Annotated in this window: 13 protein-coding genes; 3 read left to right on the top strand and 10 right to left on the bottom strand. The window is 56.0% G+C overall.

Features of this window, described 5'->3' with window-relative positions; translation table 11 throughout:
* Positions 1 to 73: 73 nt before the first annotated feature.
* Positions 74 to 1,093, top strand: coding sequence for an S-methyl-5-thioribose-1-phosphate isomerase (gene mtnA, locus A6R74_RS14800; RefSeq protein WP_064235251.1), 1,020 nt, complete (start codon positions 74 to 76; stop codon positions 1,091 to 1,093).
* A gap of 104 nt (positions 1,094 to 1,197) precedes the next feature.
* Here mtnA and A6R74_RS14795 read toward each other — a convergent pair whose 3' ends face one another.
* The 10 genes from A6R74_RS14795 to A6R74_RS14750 form a co-directional block, all read right to left on the bottom strand.
* The gene (locus A6R74_RS14795) at positions 1,198 to 3,090 is read right to left on the bottom strand and encodes a calcium-binding protein (RefSeq protein ID WP_064235250.1); all 1,893 of its coding nucleotides are present in this window, start codon (positions 3,088 to 3,090) and stop codon (positions 1,198 to 1,200) included.
* 406 nt (positions 3,091 to 3,496) lie between these two features.
* Entirely contained in the window at positions 3,497 to 4,177 is a 681-nt protein-coding gene (locus tag A6R74_RS14790) for an RES family NAD+ phosphorylase (protein ID WP_064235249.1), read from the bottom strand.
* On the bottom strand, positions 4,174 to 4,575 hold the full coding sequence (locus A6R74_RS14785) for an MbcA/ParS/Xre antitoxin family protein (protein ID WP_064235248.1): 402 nt from the start codon (positions 4,573 to 4,575) through the stop codon (positions 4,174 to 4,176). Before A6R74_RS14785 ends, A6R74_RS14790 begins: the two co-directional genes overlap by 4 nt.
* Before the next feature lie 92 nt (positions 4,576 to 4,667).
* Entirely contained in the window at positions 4,668 to 6,485 is a 1,818-nt protein-coding gene (gene recQ / locus A6R74_RS14780) for a DNA helicase RecQ (RefSeq protein WP_064235247.1), read from the bottom strand.
* Between the two features lie 65 nt (positions 6,486 to 6,550).
* Positions 6,551 to 7,393: a carbohydrate ABC transporter permease gene (locus A6R74_RS14775; protein WP_064235246.1), complete on the bottom strand. Its 843-nt coding sequence runs from the start codon at positions 7,391 to 7,393 to the stop codon at positions 6,551 to 6,553.
* Positions 7,390 to 8,274, bottom strand: a complete 885-nt coding sequence (locus tag A6R74_RS14770; RefSeq protein WP_064235245.1) for a carbohydrate ABC transporter permease — start codon at positions 8,272 to 8,274, stop codon at positions 7,390 to 7,392. Before A6R74_RS14770 ends, A6R74_RS14775 begins: the two co-directional genes overlap by 4 nt.
* 62 nt (positions 8,275 to 8,336) lie before the next feature.
* Positions 8,337 to 9,620, bottom strand: coding sequence for an ABC transporter substrate-binding protein (locus A6R74_RS14765; RefSeq protein ID WP_064235244.1), 1,284 nt, complete (start codon positions 9,618 to 9,620; stop codon positions 8,337 to 8,339).
* Positions 9,621 to 9,630: 10 nt separating this feature from the next.
* Positions 9,631 to 10,770, bottom strand: coding sequence for an ABC transporter ATP-binding protein (locus A6R74_RS14760; protein WP_064235243.1), 1,140 nt, complete (start codon positions 10,768 to 10,770; stop codon positions 9,631 to 9,633).
* A gap of 175 nt (positions 10,771 to 10,945) precedes the next feature.
* A complete protein-coding gene (locus tag A6R74_RS14755) occupies positions 10,946 to 11,887 on the bottom strand; it encodes a hypothetical protein (RefSeq protein WP_064235242.1) in 942 nt (313 codons plus the stop codon).
* 152 nt (positions 11,888 to 12,039) lie between these two features.
* The gene (locus A6R74_RS14750) at positions 12,040 to 13,458 is read right to left on the bottom strand and encodes a sigma-54 interaction domain-containing protein (RefSeq protein ID WP_064235241.1); all 1,419 of its coding nucleotides are present in this window, start codon (positions 13,456 to 13,458) and stop codon (positions 12,040 to 12,042) included.
* A 257-nt stretch (positions 13,459 to 13,715) separates the two neighbouring features.
* Between A6R74_RS14750 and speB the strand changes: the two genes are divergently transcribed.
* A complete protein-coding gene (speB, locus tag A6R74_RS14745) occupies positions 13,716 to 14,666 on the top strand; it encodes an agmatinase (RefSeq protein WP_064235240.1) in 951 nt (316 codons plus the stop codon).
* Between the two features lie 102 nt (positions 14,667 to 14,768).
* Positions 14,769 to 16,151: a YjiH family protein gene (locus tag A6R74_RS14740; protein WP_064235239.1), complete on the top strand. Its 1,383-nt coding sequence runs from the start codon at positions 14,769 to 14,771 to the stop codon at positions 16,149 to 16,151.

Raw genomic sequence — 16,151 nt, 5'->3', positions numbered from 1 at the left:
TTCTATATGATAAGCTTCGCGCCTGATAAGTCGTGCCGTTGTTAAGCTAGCAATTGCTCAAGGAGTTCATCGAATGCCTCAACTTCAATCACGCAGTTTGCGGGTCTATGCCGACCACCTTGAGTATTTGGATCAAACCCAACTGCCCCAAGCGGAACAGTGGATACGCTGTGACTCGCCGGATGGTTGGCAAGTTGCGGTCAAAAGCTTAGCGATTCGCGGCGCACCGCTGATTGGCTTGAGCGCAGCCTTTGTGCTGGCGCAGTATGCCGCCCGCCATCCAGACGGTGATTGGCAGTTGGTAAGCGATCGCTTGCGCGCTACACGCCCCACAGCGGTAAACCTAATGTACTGCCTGGATGCCATGGAAGCCTGCTTTGAGCAAGGCGCCAACGCACTGGCCGAACGCGCCGCTGAATTGTTTGCCGAAGACCGGGCGCTTTGCCAACGCATGGCCGAGCGGGGGGCTGACTTGTTGAAAACAGGCGACCGTGTGCTGACCCACTGCAACACCGGAGCACTGGCCACCGCGGGTGTAGGCACAGCCATTGGCGCGCTGGCAGTGGCCAAGCAGCGTAGTATCGATCTGCATGTGTATGTGGATGAAACCCGCCCGCTACTGCAGGGGGGCCGTTTAACCGCCTGGGAAATGGCTGATTTAGGCATCCCCTACCAACTGATTGCTGACAGCATGGCCGCCAGCCTGATGGCGGCGGGCAAGATAGATAAAGTCATGGTTGGCGCTGACCGTATTTGTGCCAACGGCGACTTCGCCAATAAAGTGGGTACTTATATGCTGGCGGTAGTTGCTCACTATCATCAGGTGCCGTTCTATGTAGTGGCCCCCTACACCACGGTAGACCCGGCCTGCGCCACCGGCGCGGATATTCCCATTGAGCAGCGTGATGGCGCCGAGATACGCGGTGTTTCGGGTGCCTTCGGTGAAGTGGTGTGGGCGCCTGAAGATGCACCCGTATGGAACCCGGCCTTTGATGTGACGCCCGCGAAACTCGTTACCGGCTGGGTGCTCGACACAGGTGTGTTTGATGCCGCGGCCATCGCCCGTGGCGAGCATTGTCAGGGGAGGAGCTAAAGAAGATTTTCAGCAGTCTGAATGACCAACTAATCTGACGCTGGGTTGGGCGAAGGGCGCTCGCCAAGGAGCGCCCGGGTCGCCAAAGTTCAAGTCGCCAAAGCTCAGGCCAGGAGCAGGCTGTTCTCGTTTAGTTCGGCGATTCCGATGTGCTCCACAGTGATCTGAAGCTCGTCCCGGGAGATGACGACGTCGTTACCTATTTGTCTGGCACTACCGAGCAGATCTGCTTGATCCTCGAACAACCCACTCGCGAGCACCAACCAGTCCTGATCTCCAGCATGTTGGTTGAAGTCTTTGATGACGGCGCTGCCCCGGTATCCTTCGTCGAATACGAATAGGTCGTCGCCTATGCCTCCATAGAGTACATCGTTGCCGCCACGCACAATCAAGGTGTCGTTGCCCTCACCACCATAGAGTTGATCGTTGCCGAGGCCACCCATCAGCGTGTCATCTCCCTCGCCACCATGTAGCAAACTGCCACCCTCCAGCGCCGTCAGGGTGTCGTTTCCTGCACCGCCAAATACCACCGCCCCAGAGAGTTCGTTATCGTCAGTATCGCCCTCCACATGCTCTCTATAATCCAGGTCACGTTTGAAGAGCCTAAATGGACTGAAACGTTCGTCGACCAGCTTTTCCTCTCCCACCGAATAGCGCTGATTGATCAGCGATGAGCCTGTGGCTGATGTTAGCCCTTCGAACTCTACGTAACTGACGTTTTCCACCTGCTTCAAGCCAAGCTCCTGCTTGGAGTTAAAGAAGAGCGTGCCATCCGAGAGTTGATGGATATCCCAATCCGTTCCATTTCCTTTGAGACGCAGCGTATTGATTCCCGAACCGCCATCAACGCGATCGGCACCGCTGGATAACCGGATCAAGTCATCACCACCGCCTGCGTAGATATAATCACTGCTCTCACCACCGCGAATTTTGTCAGCATGCTCGCTACCTATGAGAAATGCTGGCTGGCCGAAATGGTTCGAACTCGAGGTCTGTTTGTCCTCTACCCAGACCGTCGAGCGTGAAAGCGAGGAGAGATTAGAGACTATCACCGCGCTCTCACGGTCGGTGTACTCATAGAAGGGAGAGTCAGCGATACGCTGGATGGCATTGGTGATTAAGCCGTCGACATGGGCATACCAGCTCACCGGAATATTCAGCAGCGAGAAAGTAGGTAAGGGCCACAGCGGTGAAGCATACATGTCGTTGAATAGCACGATGTTGTCCGTGCTCGACTGATAAGAGGTGTCCGGATGGCTCAGTAGCGGCCCCTGCTCCTGTAAAGCCTCAAGCAAGCTATCCGAGCTTCCCGCCACACGGTGCACGGCATCATTTTCGTAGCCATAGTTGTATACCACCTCGGGGTCATCGTAGATCAGCGGTGACGCGTGACCGATATAGTTGGCCTCGGCGAAAAAACCGTCGGCCAACTCTTCGCGAAAGCGAGCCATAATGTTGGCCATTCCGCCACCCAGGCTGTAGCCGGTGATCAGTACGTCGTTGGCCTCCAGGCCGTTGGCTTGGCTGTAATTCTTGAGCGCAACGAGCAGCGGTTCGAAGTTGGGGGCGATGGTGCCAGCATTGAGTTGCAGGTAGTCGATGATATCTACCGGTGAGTTGGTGCCAGTGAAGGTGAGCGAGACACGCGTCAGTTGACCCTGTTCATTGAACTCGCCCAACAGCTTTGCCTGAGGCCCGGTAGGCAGGGTGCCGGTGACCGGACTATCGATAGTGTAGTGGCCCGCGGCATCAAGGGCGCTCTCAGGGAGTCCGAGCTCGGCTGGTGACAGTTCCCGCCATCCTGCAGGTAGTCCGGTATCTATTTCACTTGGGTAGGCGCCATCGGGAAACTGATCGGTGAATCCCTGTACTATTTCGCGGCTCGGCCCAATACCCATGGCCCCGGACAGGCTGGCATAGGCGGCGAGTTTGTGGGTTGTCATCAGCAACTCGGCGGATGCTTCGCTGGTATGATTTTTGTAGTCGAACATTGCCATATGAAGATACCTCGATATCTCGTGATTGTTATTGTTGTTTCATGGTGCTGCATTCACTGCGTCTACGGGTGTGTAAGTAATAACATGGGAAATTAAGCGACTGATTAAAACAACCGTATAACTCAATCGTTTGAATAGTAATTCAAAACCACTTGCTGGAGGCAATGCGACTTTAGTTGCGCATCTTTCGTCTAGCTAAGCCGATTGGCCTTGCCGGGGAATGCGTGGAGAAACAGCAAAAATCGGCAGTAAAAAGACGCTTATTCGCTGAGTGTAAAGCGGCAAAATCTCCGCTCGTGGTCTAGCTGAGGGGAATGTTGATGGAGGCGTTATAAGGTACCCGCGTATTCGATGCCGCTGCCATTGCCAGGGGCGAGCATTTCTGAGGCAGGGTTTAGCGGAATCGTTAGCCCAATAGCGTTAGCTCATAGATATGGCGGATGCGTTGACCATCCCAGTCATAGCCGAGATGACGCCCTTGCCGTGTTGCGGAGAGCGCGGGTGGCCGTAATACAGCGGCACACTCGCCATCCGGGTCTCGAACGCTGGGGTAAACGATGCCATCCGTCTGCTCCTCCCACGCCTTTCTACCCAAGGTTTGCCCGGCTGCCCAGCTATCCGGATCGAGAAGCGCTTGGGCAGCATTCTGTCTTCGTAAATCAATCAGTTGGCCCGTTAGATCCGACAGATAAACACGCTGCTGAAGCATCATGGGCGGCTCGTTTGACTCCGCCATAAAGCGCTCTGCGTGGTACACAGTTTCAGCAATGGCCGTGGCTTCGGTTAACGCGCAGTAGTAGGCGCCAAAGGTGCCATCGCTAAAACGTGAGCCGGTCTCAGGGAAGTGGCAAAAGGCCGCCATGACGGGAGTCCATCCAGGCCCATAGCGGCGGTCGCCGTCGCGAACTAGATGGATCGCGCCCGCTTCTTCACGAAGCCTAGCCGAGGTCTCGCCTTCTAGTTCATTGAGTAACGCCCAGTCATCAGCGTTGTTATTGACGCCTTCGAATAAATCAATAGGCGGGAAACGCGAGGGAATAACCCGATAACTGGGTCGCCAAGTAACGTTGCTTAGCGGGAAGGTCATGCATGGCCCCCACCACGCGCGGCATCTAAATGCTGGCGAACAACGTAGAGGTCGGAGACTTGTCCATTTAACAGACGTTCCATGGGGGAGTGGCCGGCAAAAAGAGGGTTGCAGTTGGCTCGCTGCAGCCAACTGTTAGCGGCTTCTTTACTGGGCAACAGTATATGCAGCGCTTTATAAATGCCGAGAATCAACGACATCCGTTCCAAGTGATTGGCATCAAGCCGCGCCTGCTCAGGCGACTGCTTCCAGCGCCGGTAGGTAGAGTCCGGTACACCTAACAACAGCGCGGCCTCGCTCTCTTTCAATCCCCAAGCGTGGGAAATGTTGGGGTAGGTGCGCATTGCTGCGGCCCCCATTTCGCGGCGTTTGTCGGCTGTTTTATGCTGAATGGACATATAGCTTTCTCCTCACTTACGTATAGCTTACGCCAAGTGAGCGGTTTTTGAAAATATCGACCATTTGAGCTGTTCGCGCTGGAGTCGCTGTTTTACTCGGCTTCCTTGTGCGCCAGAATAACGCCCAGAAACCCCTCACCGTAATCCGCCAGTTTGCGCGCACCAATGCCGGAGATTGTGCCCAGTGCTGCCAGGCTCTGGGGTTTCTGCTCGACCATTTCGGCCAGAGTGGCGTCGTGGAAAATCACATAGGCAGGCACGCCCTGGGCCGCGGCCAGTTCCCGACGGTGCTGGCGCAGGGCTTCCCACAGCTCCCCTTGGGGCAGCGCGGTAGAGCCCCCTTTGCTGCCACGCCGGGTGGCTTTGGCCTTGCTTGGTTTGCGCAGGGTGAGGGCGTGTTCGCCGCGCAGCACCGGCTTAGCGTTGGCAGTCAGCTTGATACCGCCGTGGCCCTCCATATCGACACTTAAATAGCCGCTGGCAATCAGCTGGCGAAAGAGCGCTTTCCACTCATTAGCCGTTAGCTCTTTACCAATGCCGAAGGTGCTGAGGCGGTCATGGCCAAAGCGGGTGATGCGCTCGTTGCTTTTGCCCAGCAGTACGTCCACCAAATAGGTGACGCCGAAGCGCTGCTCGGTGCGGTAGACGCACGACAGCGCCTTTTGCGCCGCCACGGTGGCCTCCCAGGTCTCGGGTGGGGTCAGGCAGTTATCGCAGTTGCCGCAGGGGGCGTCTAGGTGATCGCCAAAGTAGTGAAGCAACGACTGACGCCGGCAACTGATGATTTCACACAGCCCCAGCATGGCGTCGAGCTTCTGCTGCTCAATGCGCTTTTGCTGGTCGGCGGCGCTGGAGTCCTGCTGCATCTGACGTAGCGTGATCACGTCCTGAAGCCCGTAAGCCATCCAGGCATCGGCGGGCAGGCCGTCGCGCCCAGCGCGGCCGGTCTCCTGGTAGTAGGCTTCGATGCTCTTGGGCAGGTTGAGATGCGCCACAAAGCGCACGTCGGGTTTGTCGATACCCATGCCGAAGGCGATGGTGGCCACGATGACCACGCCATCTTCACGCAGAAAACGGGTCTGGTGGTGCTGGCGCTGCTCGGGGGGAAGCCCAGCGTGGTAGGGCAGCGCGGTCAGCCCCTGGCGCTCCAGCCAGGCGGCGGTCTCTTCCACCTTGCGCCGGGAAAGGCAGTAGACGATACCCGCCTCGCCGTCGTGGTGCTCGCGGATAAAACCCAGCAGCTGTTCCTTGGCGTTGCCCTGATTTTCGGCAATATGGTAGCGGATATTGGGCCGGTCAAAGCCGCTGTTATATAGCGCTGCTTCGTGGAGCTGCAGATGCTCCATGATGTCGTGCCGGGTGGGCACATCGGCGGTGGCGGTCAGGGCGATGCGCGGCACCTGGGGAAAGCGCTGATGCAGGTGGGAGAGCTGGCGATACTCGGGGCGAAAATCGTGCCCCCACTGCGAGACACAGTGGGCTTCATCAATGGCGAACAGGGCAATCTGGGTCTGTTCCAGCAGCATCTGCATACGCGCCGTGGCCAGCCGTTCCGGCGCGACATACAAAAGATCCAGCTCGCCCGCCCGCAAGCGGTTCTCCACATCGACTGCCTCGTGATAATCGAGGCTGGAGTTGAGGTAGTCCGCTCTGACCCCGTTTTGCTTCAGTGCCGCGACCTGATCCTGCATTAGCGCGATCAGCGGCGAGACCACAATCGCAGTGCCTGCGCGCAGCAGCGCAGGGATCTGATAGCACAGCGACTTGCCGCCGCCGGTGGGCATCAATACCAGTGCATCGCCCCCAGCAATCACATGCTCAATGATGGCCTGCTGCGGACCGCGAAAGCTGTCGTAGCCAAATACCTCCTGCAGCACCTTGAGGGCTGCCGGGTGGGTGTCGCCGTGCATCAATGCTCTCCCTTGTCTTGTGCTTAAGAGAGAATTGTCGCACGAAAAACGTATGCGGCGACTGCCTAGCGAATCCCCGCCCTTAAGAAAGACTGCACAAATTGACGTTGGAAAAGCAGGAAAGCCACCAGCAGCGGGGCGATGCTAAGCAGCGTGGCGGCGCTAACGGTGGCCCAGTTAACCCCGGTTTCTGGCGCAGAGAAAACGCCTAAGCCCACCGTTAGCGGACGGCTCTCTACCGAGTTGGTGACCACCAGCGGCCAGATAAAGTTATTCCAGTGGTGGCTGATTGAGACCAGGCCATAAGCTAAATAGGTAGGCTTAGCCAGCGGTACGTAAACCTTCCACAAAATTTCCAGCCAGTTGCAGCCTTCGATACGGGCGGCGTCTTCAAGCTCCTGGGGGATGGTTTTAAAGGTCTGGCGGAGCAGGAAAATACCTAGAGCGCTGGCGACATAAGGCAGACCAATCCCGGTGATGGTATTGATCAACCCCAGTTCGCTTGCGATGCGGTAGTTTTCCACAATCAGTACTTCGGGAAACACAAACAGCTGAATCAGCACCAGCATAAACAGCACGTTTTTGCCGGGAATCGGAAAACGCGCAAAGGCAAATGCCGCCAAGGTGCAGACAATAAACTGGCCGATCACGACGCCCGTTACTAACGCAAAGGTGTTCAGGTAGTAGTGGGCAAAGGGCGCCTGAGACCAGGCGTTAATGAAGTTCTCCAGCGTCAGCGGGGCGAAGAACTCAAAATTCACCATAAATTCGCTGGGATGGAAGGCGGCCCAAAAGGCATACAGCAGCGGGAATATCCAAATAATCGCCAGCAGCCATGCCGCCACGGTTTCAAGCGATGGGATAAAGACGTAACGGGTGTAGGGCGTATAGGTCGTCGTTGGGTTCATTGGTAGTGTGTCCTGCGGTCTAAAATCGTGAACTTCAGCGTGGCCACTACCGCCAGTACCACCAAAATCACCACCGTAATGGTCGCCGCCGTGGTGCGGTCAAAGAACGAGAAGGCGTTCTCGTAGACGTAATAGAGCAGCAGGTTGGTGGCGTTGTTGGGCCCACCCTTGGTCAAAATAAACAGGTGATCGACGACCCGAACCGAGTTAATCAGCGCATTGATCAGCACAAACAGCGTGGTGGGCATGAGTAGCGGAAAGGTGACTCGCCAGAAGAAACTCCAGCGGCTAGTGCCTTCTAAGTCAGCCGCCTCTTTTAACTCGGGTGGCATGCTCTGTAGCGCCGCTAAGTAGAAGATCATAAAAAAGCCGGCTTCTTTCCACACCGACATCACAATCACCGAGCCCAACGCGACGCTTGGGTCGCCTAGCCAGTTAACGCCTGGGATTCCCAGTGCGCCGAGCAGGCTATTGAACAGGCCAATTTGTGGGGCGTAGAAAAACATCCAAATATTGGCGGCGGCGATCATGGGCAGAATCGTCGGCGTGAAATACGCCATACGCACAAAACCCCGCCCGCGAAGCTTGCCATTGACGAACAGCGCCATGCCAAGTGCCAGCGCGATAGACGTAGGAATCGTACCGACGGCGTAGATTAAGTTGTTACGAGCTACTTTCCAAAACGTCGGGTCATCGAACAACACCTGATAATTTTCAAGGCCAACGAATTCAGTGGGTGCGCCGCGAAAGCCGGGTAAAAACAGGCTATTAATCACCGTTGTCACGGTCGGTAAATAAGCAAAAGTGGTCAGCAGTACCGCAGCGGGCAGCAGCAGAAGCGCGCCGTAGAGCTGCATTTTGCGGTGATTGGTGAATGACATAGAGGCGTACCGCACGTTGGAAAAGCCGGGGCATCCCCCGGCGAAGAGTAAAATTCTAACGCTTAGCGGGCGTAGCGACGTAGCACGCCGTCGGCTTCTTGCTGCGCCTGACTAAGCGCTTCTTGCGGTGTCATTTGCCCGGTCAGCGCAGCTTGCACAGCGTTATCCAAAGCGCGGCGAATGCGGCCGCCCTGGTAAGTGGAGAGCTCCGCCGTGCCGTGTTCAAGCTGGTCGCGGGCCACCGCTGCCGGCGCGAATTCTTCTACGTAGCTTTGCAGCGCATCGGTTTCATAGGCGGCGGGGCTAACGCCCATGTAGCCAGTCTCAATCGACCAGGCAGCGGCTCTCTCGGGGGCGGTCATCCAGCGAATAAAGGTCATCGCCGCGCGCTGTTCTTCTTGGGTGGTATCTTCAAAAATGTAGAAGTTGCCGCCGCCGGTAGGGCTGCCGCGCTGGGTTTTCATCGGCAGCATGGCGACGCCAAAATCAAAATTGGCTTCGCTGCGTACGGCGGTCAGGTTGCCGGTGGTGTGCCACATCATCGCCGTGGATTCTTCAAGGAAGTTCTGGCGCAGCGTACCCCACTCGATAGTGCCGTCGGGCATGGCATTGTGCTCGGTGGCCAGGGAGACCCAGTACTCCAGTGCTTCAACCGCTGCGGGGTCGTCAAAGTAGACTTCCGTGCCATCTTCACTCATTAGCCGGTGGCCGTTCTGAAAGGCGAAGGCCTGGAACATCCAGTAGGGGTAGCCAGTGGACGGCACCATCACGCCCCATTGGTCGCCACCGGAAGCTTCGTGCACGGTGGCGGCCATTTCAGCCATCTCTTGCCAGTTTTCGGGGGGCGTTTCGGGGTCGAGCCCGGCAGCTTCAAAGGCGTCTTTGTTCCAGAACAGTACGATGGTGGAGCGCTGGAAGGGGATGCCATAGGTCTTGCCATCCAATTGGCCATTTTCCATCAAGCCGGGGTAGAAACTGTCGAGCCACTCGCGTTCTTCGTCGCTTTCGATTAAATCATCGAAGGCGACGATGGCGTTCTGCTCAATCAGTTCGTAAAGGTCGATCGAGAACATGACCGACAGCTGGGGCGTGTCGCCCGCCTCCATCGCCGACATGGCGCGCACGCGGGTGTCGTCGTAGTTACCGGCGTAAATGGCTTCTACATCGATATCCGGGTATTCGCTCTCAAACTCTTCTACTAAGTTATCGACCACATCGGTGAGCGCACCGCCCACTGCGACGGGATAGTACATGGTGAGTACAGTAGGGTCGTTGGCGGCGGCCTGACCGGCACTGAGCAGGCCAGCAGTGAGTGCAGAAAGAGCAATGGGGATACGGGCACGCATGGGAAACACCTCAACGTTGGGGTTGGAGCTGCGAGTGGGGCGAAGCGCTTTCCGCTGACAGTGCAGCGGCGGGTAATAATGAGTAAGCGGTGAGGTCATCACGGCGCAGGCCGTTTCCACCGAATAGGTGAGCGGCCTCGGCTGTCCAGCCGATCCGACACTGCTGGCCAGCCAGCCTATGGCGGCCGCTGAGCCGAACCCGAAGGGTATGATCACCGACTGCCAAATGGACGATGGTATCGGCACCCAGGTATTCATCGCTGACCACCATTGCGGGTACGCCAGTCGTCGAAGTGGTGCTTAGCGCGATATCCTCCGGGCGGATGCCTAACTGTCCGCCGACAGCTTCTAATGGCGCCACTGGCGTGTGCGGCTCACCTACGATAACGGCACCCTCCTTGCCTGCTTCCAGCGGCAGTAGGTTCATGGCCGGGCTGCCAATAAAGCTGGCGGCAAAGGCACTGGCCGGGCGGTTATACAGCTCGTCAGGCGTGCCGTCCTGCACAATTTTGCCGTGTTGCATTAGGATAACGCGGTCGCCCATGCTCATGGCTTCGACCTGGTCGTGGGTGACGTAGATGACCGTCATATTCAAACGACTTTGCAGCGCTTTAATTTCCCGGCGCATATCGCTGCGCAGCCGCGCATCCAGATTCGAAAGTGGCTCATCCATCAAGCAGATCGGGTGTTCGGAGATAACCGAGCGCGCCAGTGCTACGCGCTGGCGCTGGCCGCCGGAAAGCTGAGCAGGTTTGCGGTGCAGGTAGTCGGTGAGATCCACCAGTTCGGCGACCTTGGCCAACCGCTCGCGCTGCTCTGCCTTGGGCACTTTGCGGCTGCGCAGTCCAAATACGATGTTGTCAGCCACGCTTAGGTGCGGGAAGAGTGCATAGGACTGAAACACCATGCTCAGTCCACGATCTCCCGGCGGCAGGCGGGTGACGTCGCGCTCACCGATATGGATTTGTCCATCGCTGGCCTCTTCCAGGCCAGCGATCATGCGCAGCGTGGTGGATTTCCCGCAGCCTGACGGCCCTAGCAGAATGACAAATTGGCCAGGGGTTACGTCGAAGGAGATATCATCGACAGCAGTGGTCGCGTCCCAACGTTTGGTGACGCGCTCCAGGCGGATACGCGATTGGTTTGACATAGCACACACATCACCGGCTGCTGGTTGTTGTTAGTTCAGCTTGTGTTGAAGGTGTTGCGATTGCATTACGTCTTTATGACGATTATATGGCGGAGTGTCAAACGCTACGTACGCTAAAAGCTGGCCGTATAAATGACGGCCAGCAATCGGTTAGCTGTAAATGGATATTTTTGTTCTAACCATCCGCATTAATACGTTGAATAATGTCGCTTAAGGCGTGCTCGGCTTTGTCGTTTTCTATCTGACAAGTGCCAGCATTTAAGTGTCCACCGCCGCCATAGCTTAGGCACAGCTCGCCAATATTGGTGTTGCTCGAGCGGTTGAGAATTGACTTGCCAATTGCCAATACCGTGTTTTGCTGTTTTAGCCCCCACATGACATGGATAGATATATTGACGTCAGGGTACAGGGCGTAAATCACAAAGCGATTGGTTGCGTAAATGGTGTCTTCGTTACGCAGATCGAGAACGACAACGTTGCCCTGCACTTTAGCGCAGCGCTGGATTTGTTCCTTCGCCACCTGTTCGTGCTCTCGATACAGCGCGGTGCGCTCGTGAACATCGTCCAGTTCCAAAATCTCTTCAATGGTATGTTCACGGCAGTAGTCAATCAACTTCATCATCAGCTGGTAATTGGAGATGCGGAAGTCGCGGAAGCGGCCAAGGCCGGTGCGGGCATCCATAATGAAGTTAAGTAGCACCCAGCCTTCGGGGTTGAGGATTTCATCTTGATTAAACTGGGCAGAGTCGCCTTTATCGACGGCTTCCATCATATCGTCCCAGCGCGCCGGAAATGCCTCATACCCGCCGTAGTACTCCCAAACAACGCGGGCAGCAGAGGGAGCGTCTGCATTAATAATATGATTGTCCGCCCGCTCTACGTTCCTTACGGTTTCGCTTAAATGGTGGTCAAAGGCAAGGTGGCACCCTGGCACGTAAGGCAGGTTGGTGGTGATATCGTTGGTATCAATGGCGACTTTTCCATCCTGCATATCTTTAGGATGCACGAAAGTAATCTCATCAATGAGATCAAGATGTTTGAGTAGCGCGCCACATACCAAACCATCAAAATCGCTACGGGTAACCAAACGAAATTTGGGTGCTTTCTGCGTTGACATTATCTTTCTCGTTTAGATGATTGATGATGAAAAGGTATCAGTAGTTTACAGGAGTTAAAATAAGCCTTTATGGCATTACAATTTCTCATATCAACGCTTTACCGCTAACCCATTGAAAACTTAATTAACCCATCAACGATTGATGGCGAAAATCATTTGCTGATCTTAATCCCGTACCGCTGCAGCCTGCGCACCACGCTGGATTGGCTTATGCCCAGACGTTCGGCAATGGCATAGGTGCTGGGGAGTGTGTTGCACAGCTCTTCAAGCGTTTCTCGCTCCAGCCGCGCTAGGTACTGCTTGAGGCTTTCCTGGGGCTCGAGTGCTCCTGCCGAAGTGACTGGCGAGGCGCTCGGTAAACTGGCTGGGTGCTGCTCGGCGTGAGGAAGCACGGCGGGCACCTCGATTTGATCGGTGGGGCTGGAAAGCCAGGCTCGCTCTAGCCAGTTCTCCAGCTCGCGGACGTTACCCGGCCATTCGCTGCCCATTAACGTCGACCAAACGCGGGTATCGAGGATTTTTTGTCGTCCATAGCGCTGGTTGAGCCGGTTTAAACAGGCTTCAACCAGGTCGGGAATATCCTCACGGCGGTCGCGAAGTGGCGGCAGGGTGACGGGGATCACATTGAGGCGATAGTAAAGGTCGAGACGAAACAGCCCGGCCTCTACCTGTTTTGCCAAGTCTTGGTTGGTGGCCACGACCAAGCGGAAATTGACCTTGCGTGAGCGGGTATCTCCCAGTCGGGTCAAACTACCGTCCTGGATTACCTTGAGCAGTTTGGTTTGCATCAACAGCGGCAACTCGCCTATTTCATCCAGAAACAGCGTACCGCCCTCGGCCTGCTCTAGCAGGCCCGCTTTTCCCTGCCGCGCGGCACCGCTAAAGGCGCCGGGCTGGTAGCCAAACATTTCGGACTCAAACAGATTCTCGGGAATCGCCGCGCAGTTAACGTCAATAAAGGGGCCGTCACAGCGCTGGCTCCAGCGGTGTAGCTGTTTGGCAAAGGCGGTTTTACCCACGCCTGATTCACCCAGCATCAGCACATTGGCATCCGAAGGGGCGACCCGCTTGAGCAGTAGCGCAATTTCGCGCATCACGCTGCTGCGTACCTGCAAATTGTCCAGGGCATCATCCAGCGCCTGCTCTTCGGCATCGGGGGCTGCCTGGCTGCGTTTTAAGTGTTCGCTAAAGCGTTTTTGCAGCAGCGCGTATTCGTCCTGCAATAGCTGCAAGTCGGTTAAATCCCGGGAGCGGCTGATGATGCGCTCTAGCTTGCCTTCCACAAACACGGGGTAGGCTTCGGCAATCACCCGGCGGCCTGTTCCGGTGACCTGCATTAGCTGTGCGGGCCTGCGGGTGCGCATCACTTCCATGCTAATCGAGGGTTTGAGCACGCCGGCGGCTTGCAGCTGCTGAACACTGCTGGCGAGCAGCTCTTCCCGCGAAACGCCGTAAACCGCTTCGGCCCCAGGGCTGATATCGACTATCTGCCCATCGCCACTGACGATAAAAAAGTGATCGTTGGCGGTCGCCACAATGGTTTGCAGCACGCGTCTATCTATTTCACTCATTCGAGATTACTCACCTGATTTACCTGCCGCCGATGCTTTCTAATCGAACCGTTTTTGAATTATCGATGCAATATTGAATTGAATAACCGTCAATTTAATGCATTTTTGCATCGAATGGTCAAGAAAAGTGGCGGTTCTAGCGGTTTCAGCGCCTTGGCACGCTATGTGCAATGTCTATTGATAGACAAGCCGCGTTCGCATTGCGATTCAACAATTTCAAATAACGTCTCGGTTCAAATAACGTCTAGGAGAGAACGATGTCGGAGTTTAATCAGCCCCTGGGCGGCAATACCATGCCGCGCTTTGCAGGCCCCGCCACCATGATGCGCCTGCCTACCCAAGAGACTGCCGAGGGGTTGGATGCGGCATTTATTGGTATCCCTATGGATATCGGTACATCAAACCGTCCCGGCACGCGCCTCGGGCCACGCCAGATCCGCGATGAGTCGCGCATGTTGCGCCCCTACAATATGGCAACCCGAGCAGCGCCCTTTGAAAGCCTGCAGGTGGCGGATATCGGCGACGTACCGATCAATACGTTTCACCTGCCGAAAAGCGTCGACATCATCACTGCCTTTTATGATGACGTACTCAAGCACAACTGCATTCCGCTGACCCTGGGCGGCGAACATACCTTAACGCTACCGATTCTGCGCGCCATGGCGAAAAAGCACGGCCCGGTGGGTTTGATCCATATCGATGCCCACGCCGATGTCAACGAGCATATGTTCGGCGAGCCGATTGCTCACGGTACGCCGTTTCGTCGTGCCCAGGAGGAGGGCTTATTAGCCCATGGCAAAGTCGTGCAAATCGGCCTGCGCGGAACCGGCTATGCGGCAGAAGACTTTGACTGGTGTCGTGATCAGGGCTTCCGTGTTGTGCCCGCCGAAGAGTGCTGGTACCGCTCGCTGGCGCCGTTGATGCAGGAAGTGCGCGAGCAGATGGGCGATATCCCGGTGTATATCAGTTTCGATATCGACGGCTTGGATCCTTCTGTTGCCCCTGGTACTGGCACGGTGGAGATGGGCGGACTGACCTCAACCCAAGGATTAGAACTGGTTCGCGGTGCGTCTGGGCTGAATATAGTCGGCTGCGATCTGGTAGAAGTGTCACCGCCTTACGATCCTAGCGGCAATACCGCGCTAATGGGCGCCACGCTGCTGTATGAAATGCTCTGCATACTGCCGGGCGTTAAGCATAGTAACTAATTTAGATAGTAAGAAAGTTTAGATATTAAGAAAGCGCCGATCTAACAAGGCGCTATTAGCCGCCAGCCCACCTCCAATAATCACTTCCAATGGGTGAACCCTATGTCGTACAGCAACGTTAAATCGGATCAGCCGAGTCCTTCGGCACCGATACCCCCTGCGCACTTACTGAAATTTCTGATCCCCTCCATTATTGGGGTACTGCTGTTTTTGGTTCCCTTCCAGGTCGGGGACTCTATTAATATTGGCATGGGTATGATGGCTGATGGCTTGCAAACGCTGCTAGGATCAGCGCTTCCCGCCATTGCGGTGGTCATTCTCTGCCTCTCGGTGGTGGTGACGCTATACGTCAAGCTCGCTAAACCTAGCTGGGCTCAAAGCGGGCCCTTTCACGATATGTTCGATGTGGGCGTCATTTGGGTTGCGATGCGCATTCTTGGCGCCATTTTCGTCATCATGACCTTTTTTCAGTTCGGCCCAGAGTTTGTCACCGCCTCGTTTACCGGCGGGGTGATGCTCAATGACTTGGCGCCGGTGCTGCTGACGTTCTTCTTCTTTGCGGCGCTACTGCTGCCGTTTCTGGTCGAGTTCGGCTTTATGGAGTTTATTGGCACCATGGTGCGTAAGCCGTTCCGGTTTATCTTTAATCTGCCGGGACGCAGCGCTATTGACGCCACCGCTTCATGGATGGGCTCGGGTACCGTTGGTGTGCTGATCACCGCCCAGCAGTACGAGCAGGGCTACTACAATGGCCGCGAAGCCTCGGTGATCGCCACCAACTTTTCGGTCGCCTCCATCGCGTTCAGCCTGCTAGTGACTAACTTTGTCGAGATTAACCACCTGTTTGTGCAGTTCTACTTCACGGTGGTGGTGTCCGGTTTGATCGCTGCCGTTATCGTGTCGCGGATTCCTCCACTGTCGCGTAAATCCAACGACTACTATGAGCCGGTCGGCTGCCAGTTAAGCGAAGAGCGCACTGATAATGTAGGCCTGTTCCGCTATAGCCTGTTGCAGGCTACCCGTCGCGCAGGCAGTGCTCCAGGGCCGCGTCAGTTAGCCCGCTTGGCTCTACTCAACGTCATCGATATTTTCCTGACGCTGCTGCCACTGGTATTTGCGATTGGTACCGTTGCGCTGATTTTAGCCGAGTTTACCCCGCTGTTTACCTGGCTTTCCTACCCTATGGTGCCGGTGCTCGAACTGCTGCGTATTCCTGAAGCACAGGCGGCCGCGCCTGCGACGCTGGTAGGGTTTGCCGATATGTTCCTGCCGGCGGTGTTGGCGACCAACATCGAAAGCGAGTTGACCCGCTTCGTGATTGCCTGCCTCTCCATGACGCAGTTGGTGTATATGTCAGAGATCGGTGCACTGCTGCTCAAATCGAAGATTCCCATCAAGTTCTGGGAGCTGGCGGTAGTGTTCTTACTACGTACCGCGATTACGCTGCCGATCATCGCCTTTATGGCCCATACATTTTTCTTCTAA

The organism is Halomonas sp. ALS9, assembly GCF_001651035.1.
Taxonomy (GTDB): Bacteria; Pseudomonadota; Gammaproteobacteria; order Pseudomonadales; family Halomonadaceae; genus Vreelandella.
This window is presented reverse-complemented; position numbering and strand designations above follow the sequence as displayed.

Bases quoted from the DNA above. Each gene is read 5' to 3' on its own strand.
- mtnA (WP_064235251.1), top strand. From the start codon at position 74: ATGCCTCAACTTCAATCACGCAGTTTGCGGGTCTATGCCGACCACCTT.
- A6R74_RS14795 (WP_064235250.1), bottom strand. From the start codon at position 3,090: ATGGCAATGTTCGACTACAAAAATCATACCAGCGAAGCATCCGCCGAG.
- A6R74_RS14790 (WP_064235249.1), bottom strand. From the start codon at position 4,177: ATGACCTTCCCGCTAAGCAACGTTACTTGGCGACCCAGTTATCGGGTT.
- A6R74_RS14785 (WP_064235248.1), bottom strand. From the start codon at position 4,575: ATGTCCATTCAGCATAAAACAGCCGACAAACGCCGCGAAATGGGGGCC.
- recQ (WP_064235247.1), bottom strand. From the start codon at position 6,485: ATGCACGGCGACACCCACCCGGCAGCCCTCAAGGTGCTGCAGGAGGTA.
- A6R74_RS14775 (WP_064235246.1), bottom strand. From the start codon at position 7,393: ATGAACCCAACGACGACCTATACGCCCTACACCCGTTACGTCTTTATC.
- A6R74_RS14770 (WP_064235245.1), bottom strand. From the start codon at position 8,274: ATGTCATTCACCAATCACCGCAAAATGCAGCTCTACGGCGCGCTTCTG.
- A6R74_RS14765 (WP_064235244.1), bottom strand. From the start codon at position 9,620: ATGCGTGCCCGTATCCCCATTGCTCTTTCTGCACTCACTGCTGGCCTG.
- A6R74_RS14760 (WP_064235243.1), bottom strand. From the start codon at position 10,770: ATGTCAAACCAATCGCGTATCCGCCTGGAGCGCGTCACCAAACGTTGG.
- A6R74_RS14755 (WP_064235242.1), bottom strand. From the start codon at position 11,887: ATGTCAACGCAGAAAGCACCCAAATTTCGTTTGGTTACCCGTAGCGAT.
- A6R74_RS14750 (WP_064235241.1), bottom strand. From the start codon at position 13,458: ATGAGTGAAATAGATAGACGCGTGCTGCAAACCATTGTGGCGACCGCC.
- speB (WP_064235240.1), top strand. From the start codon at position 13,716: ATGTCGGAGTTTAATCAGCCCCTGGGCGGCAATACCATGCCGCGCTTT.
- A6R74_RS14740 (WP_064235239.1), top strand. From the start codon at position 14,769: ATGTCGTACAGCAACGTTAAATCGGATCAGCCGAGTCCTTCGGCACCG.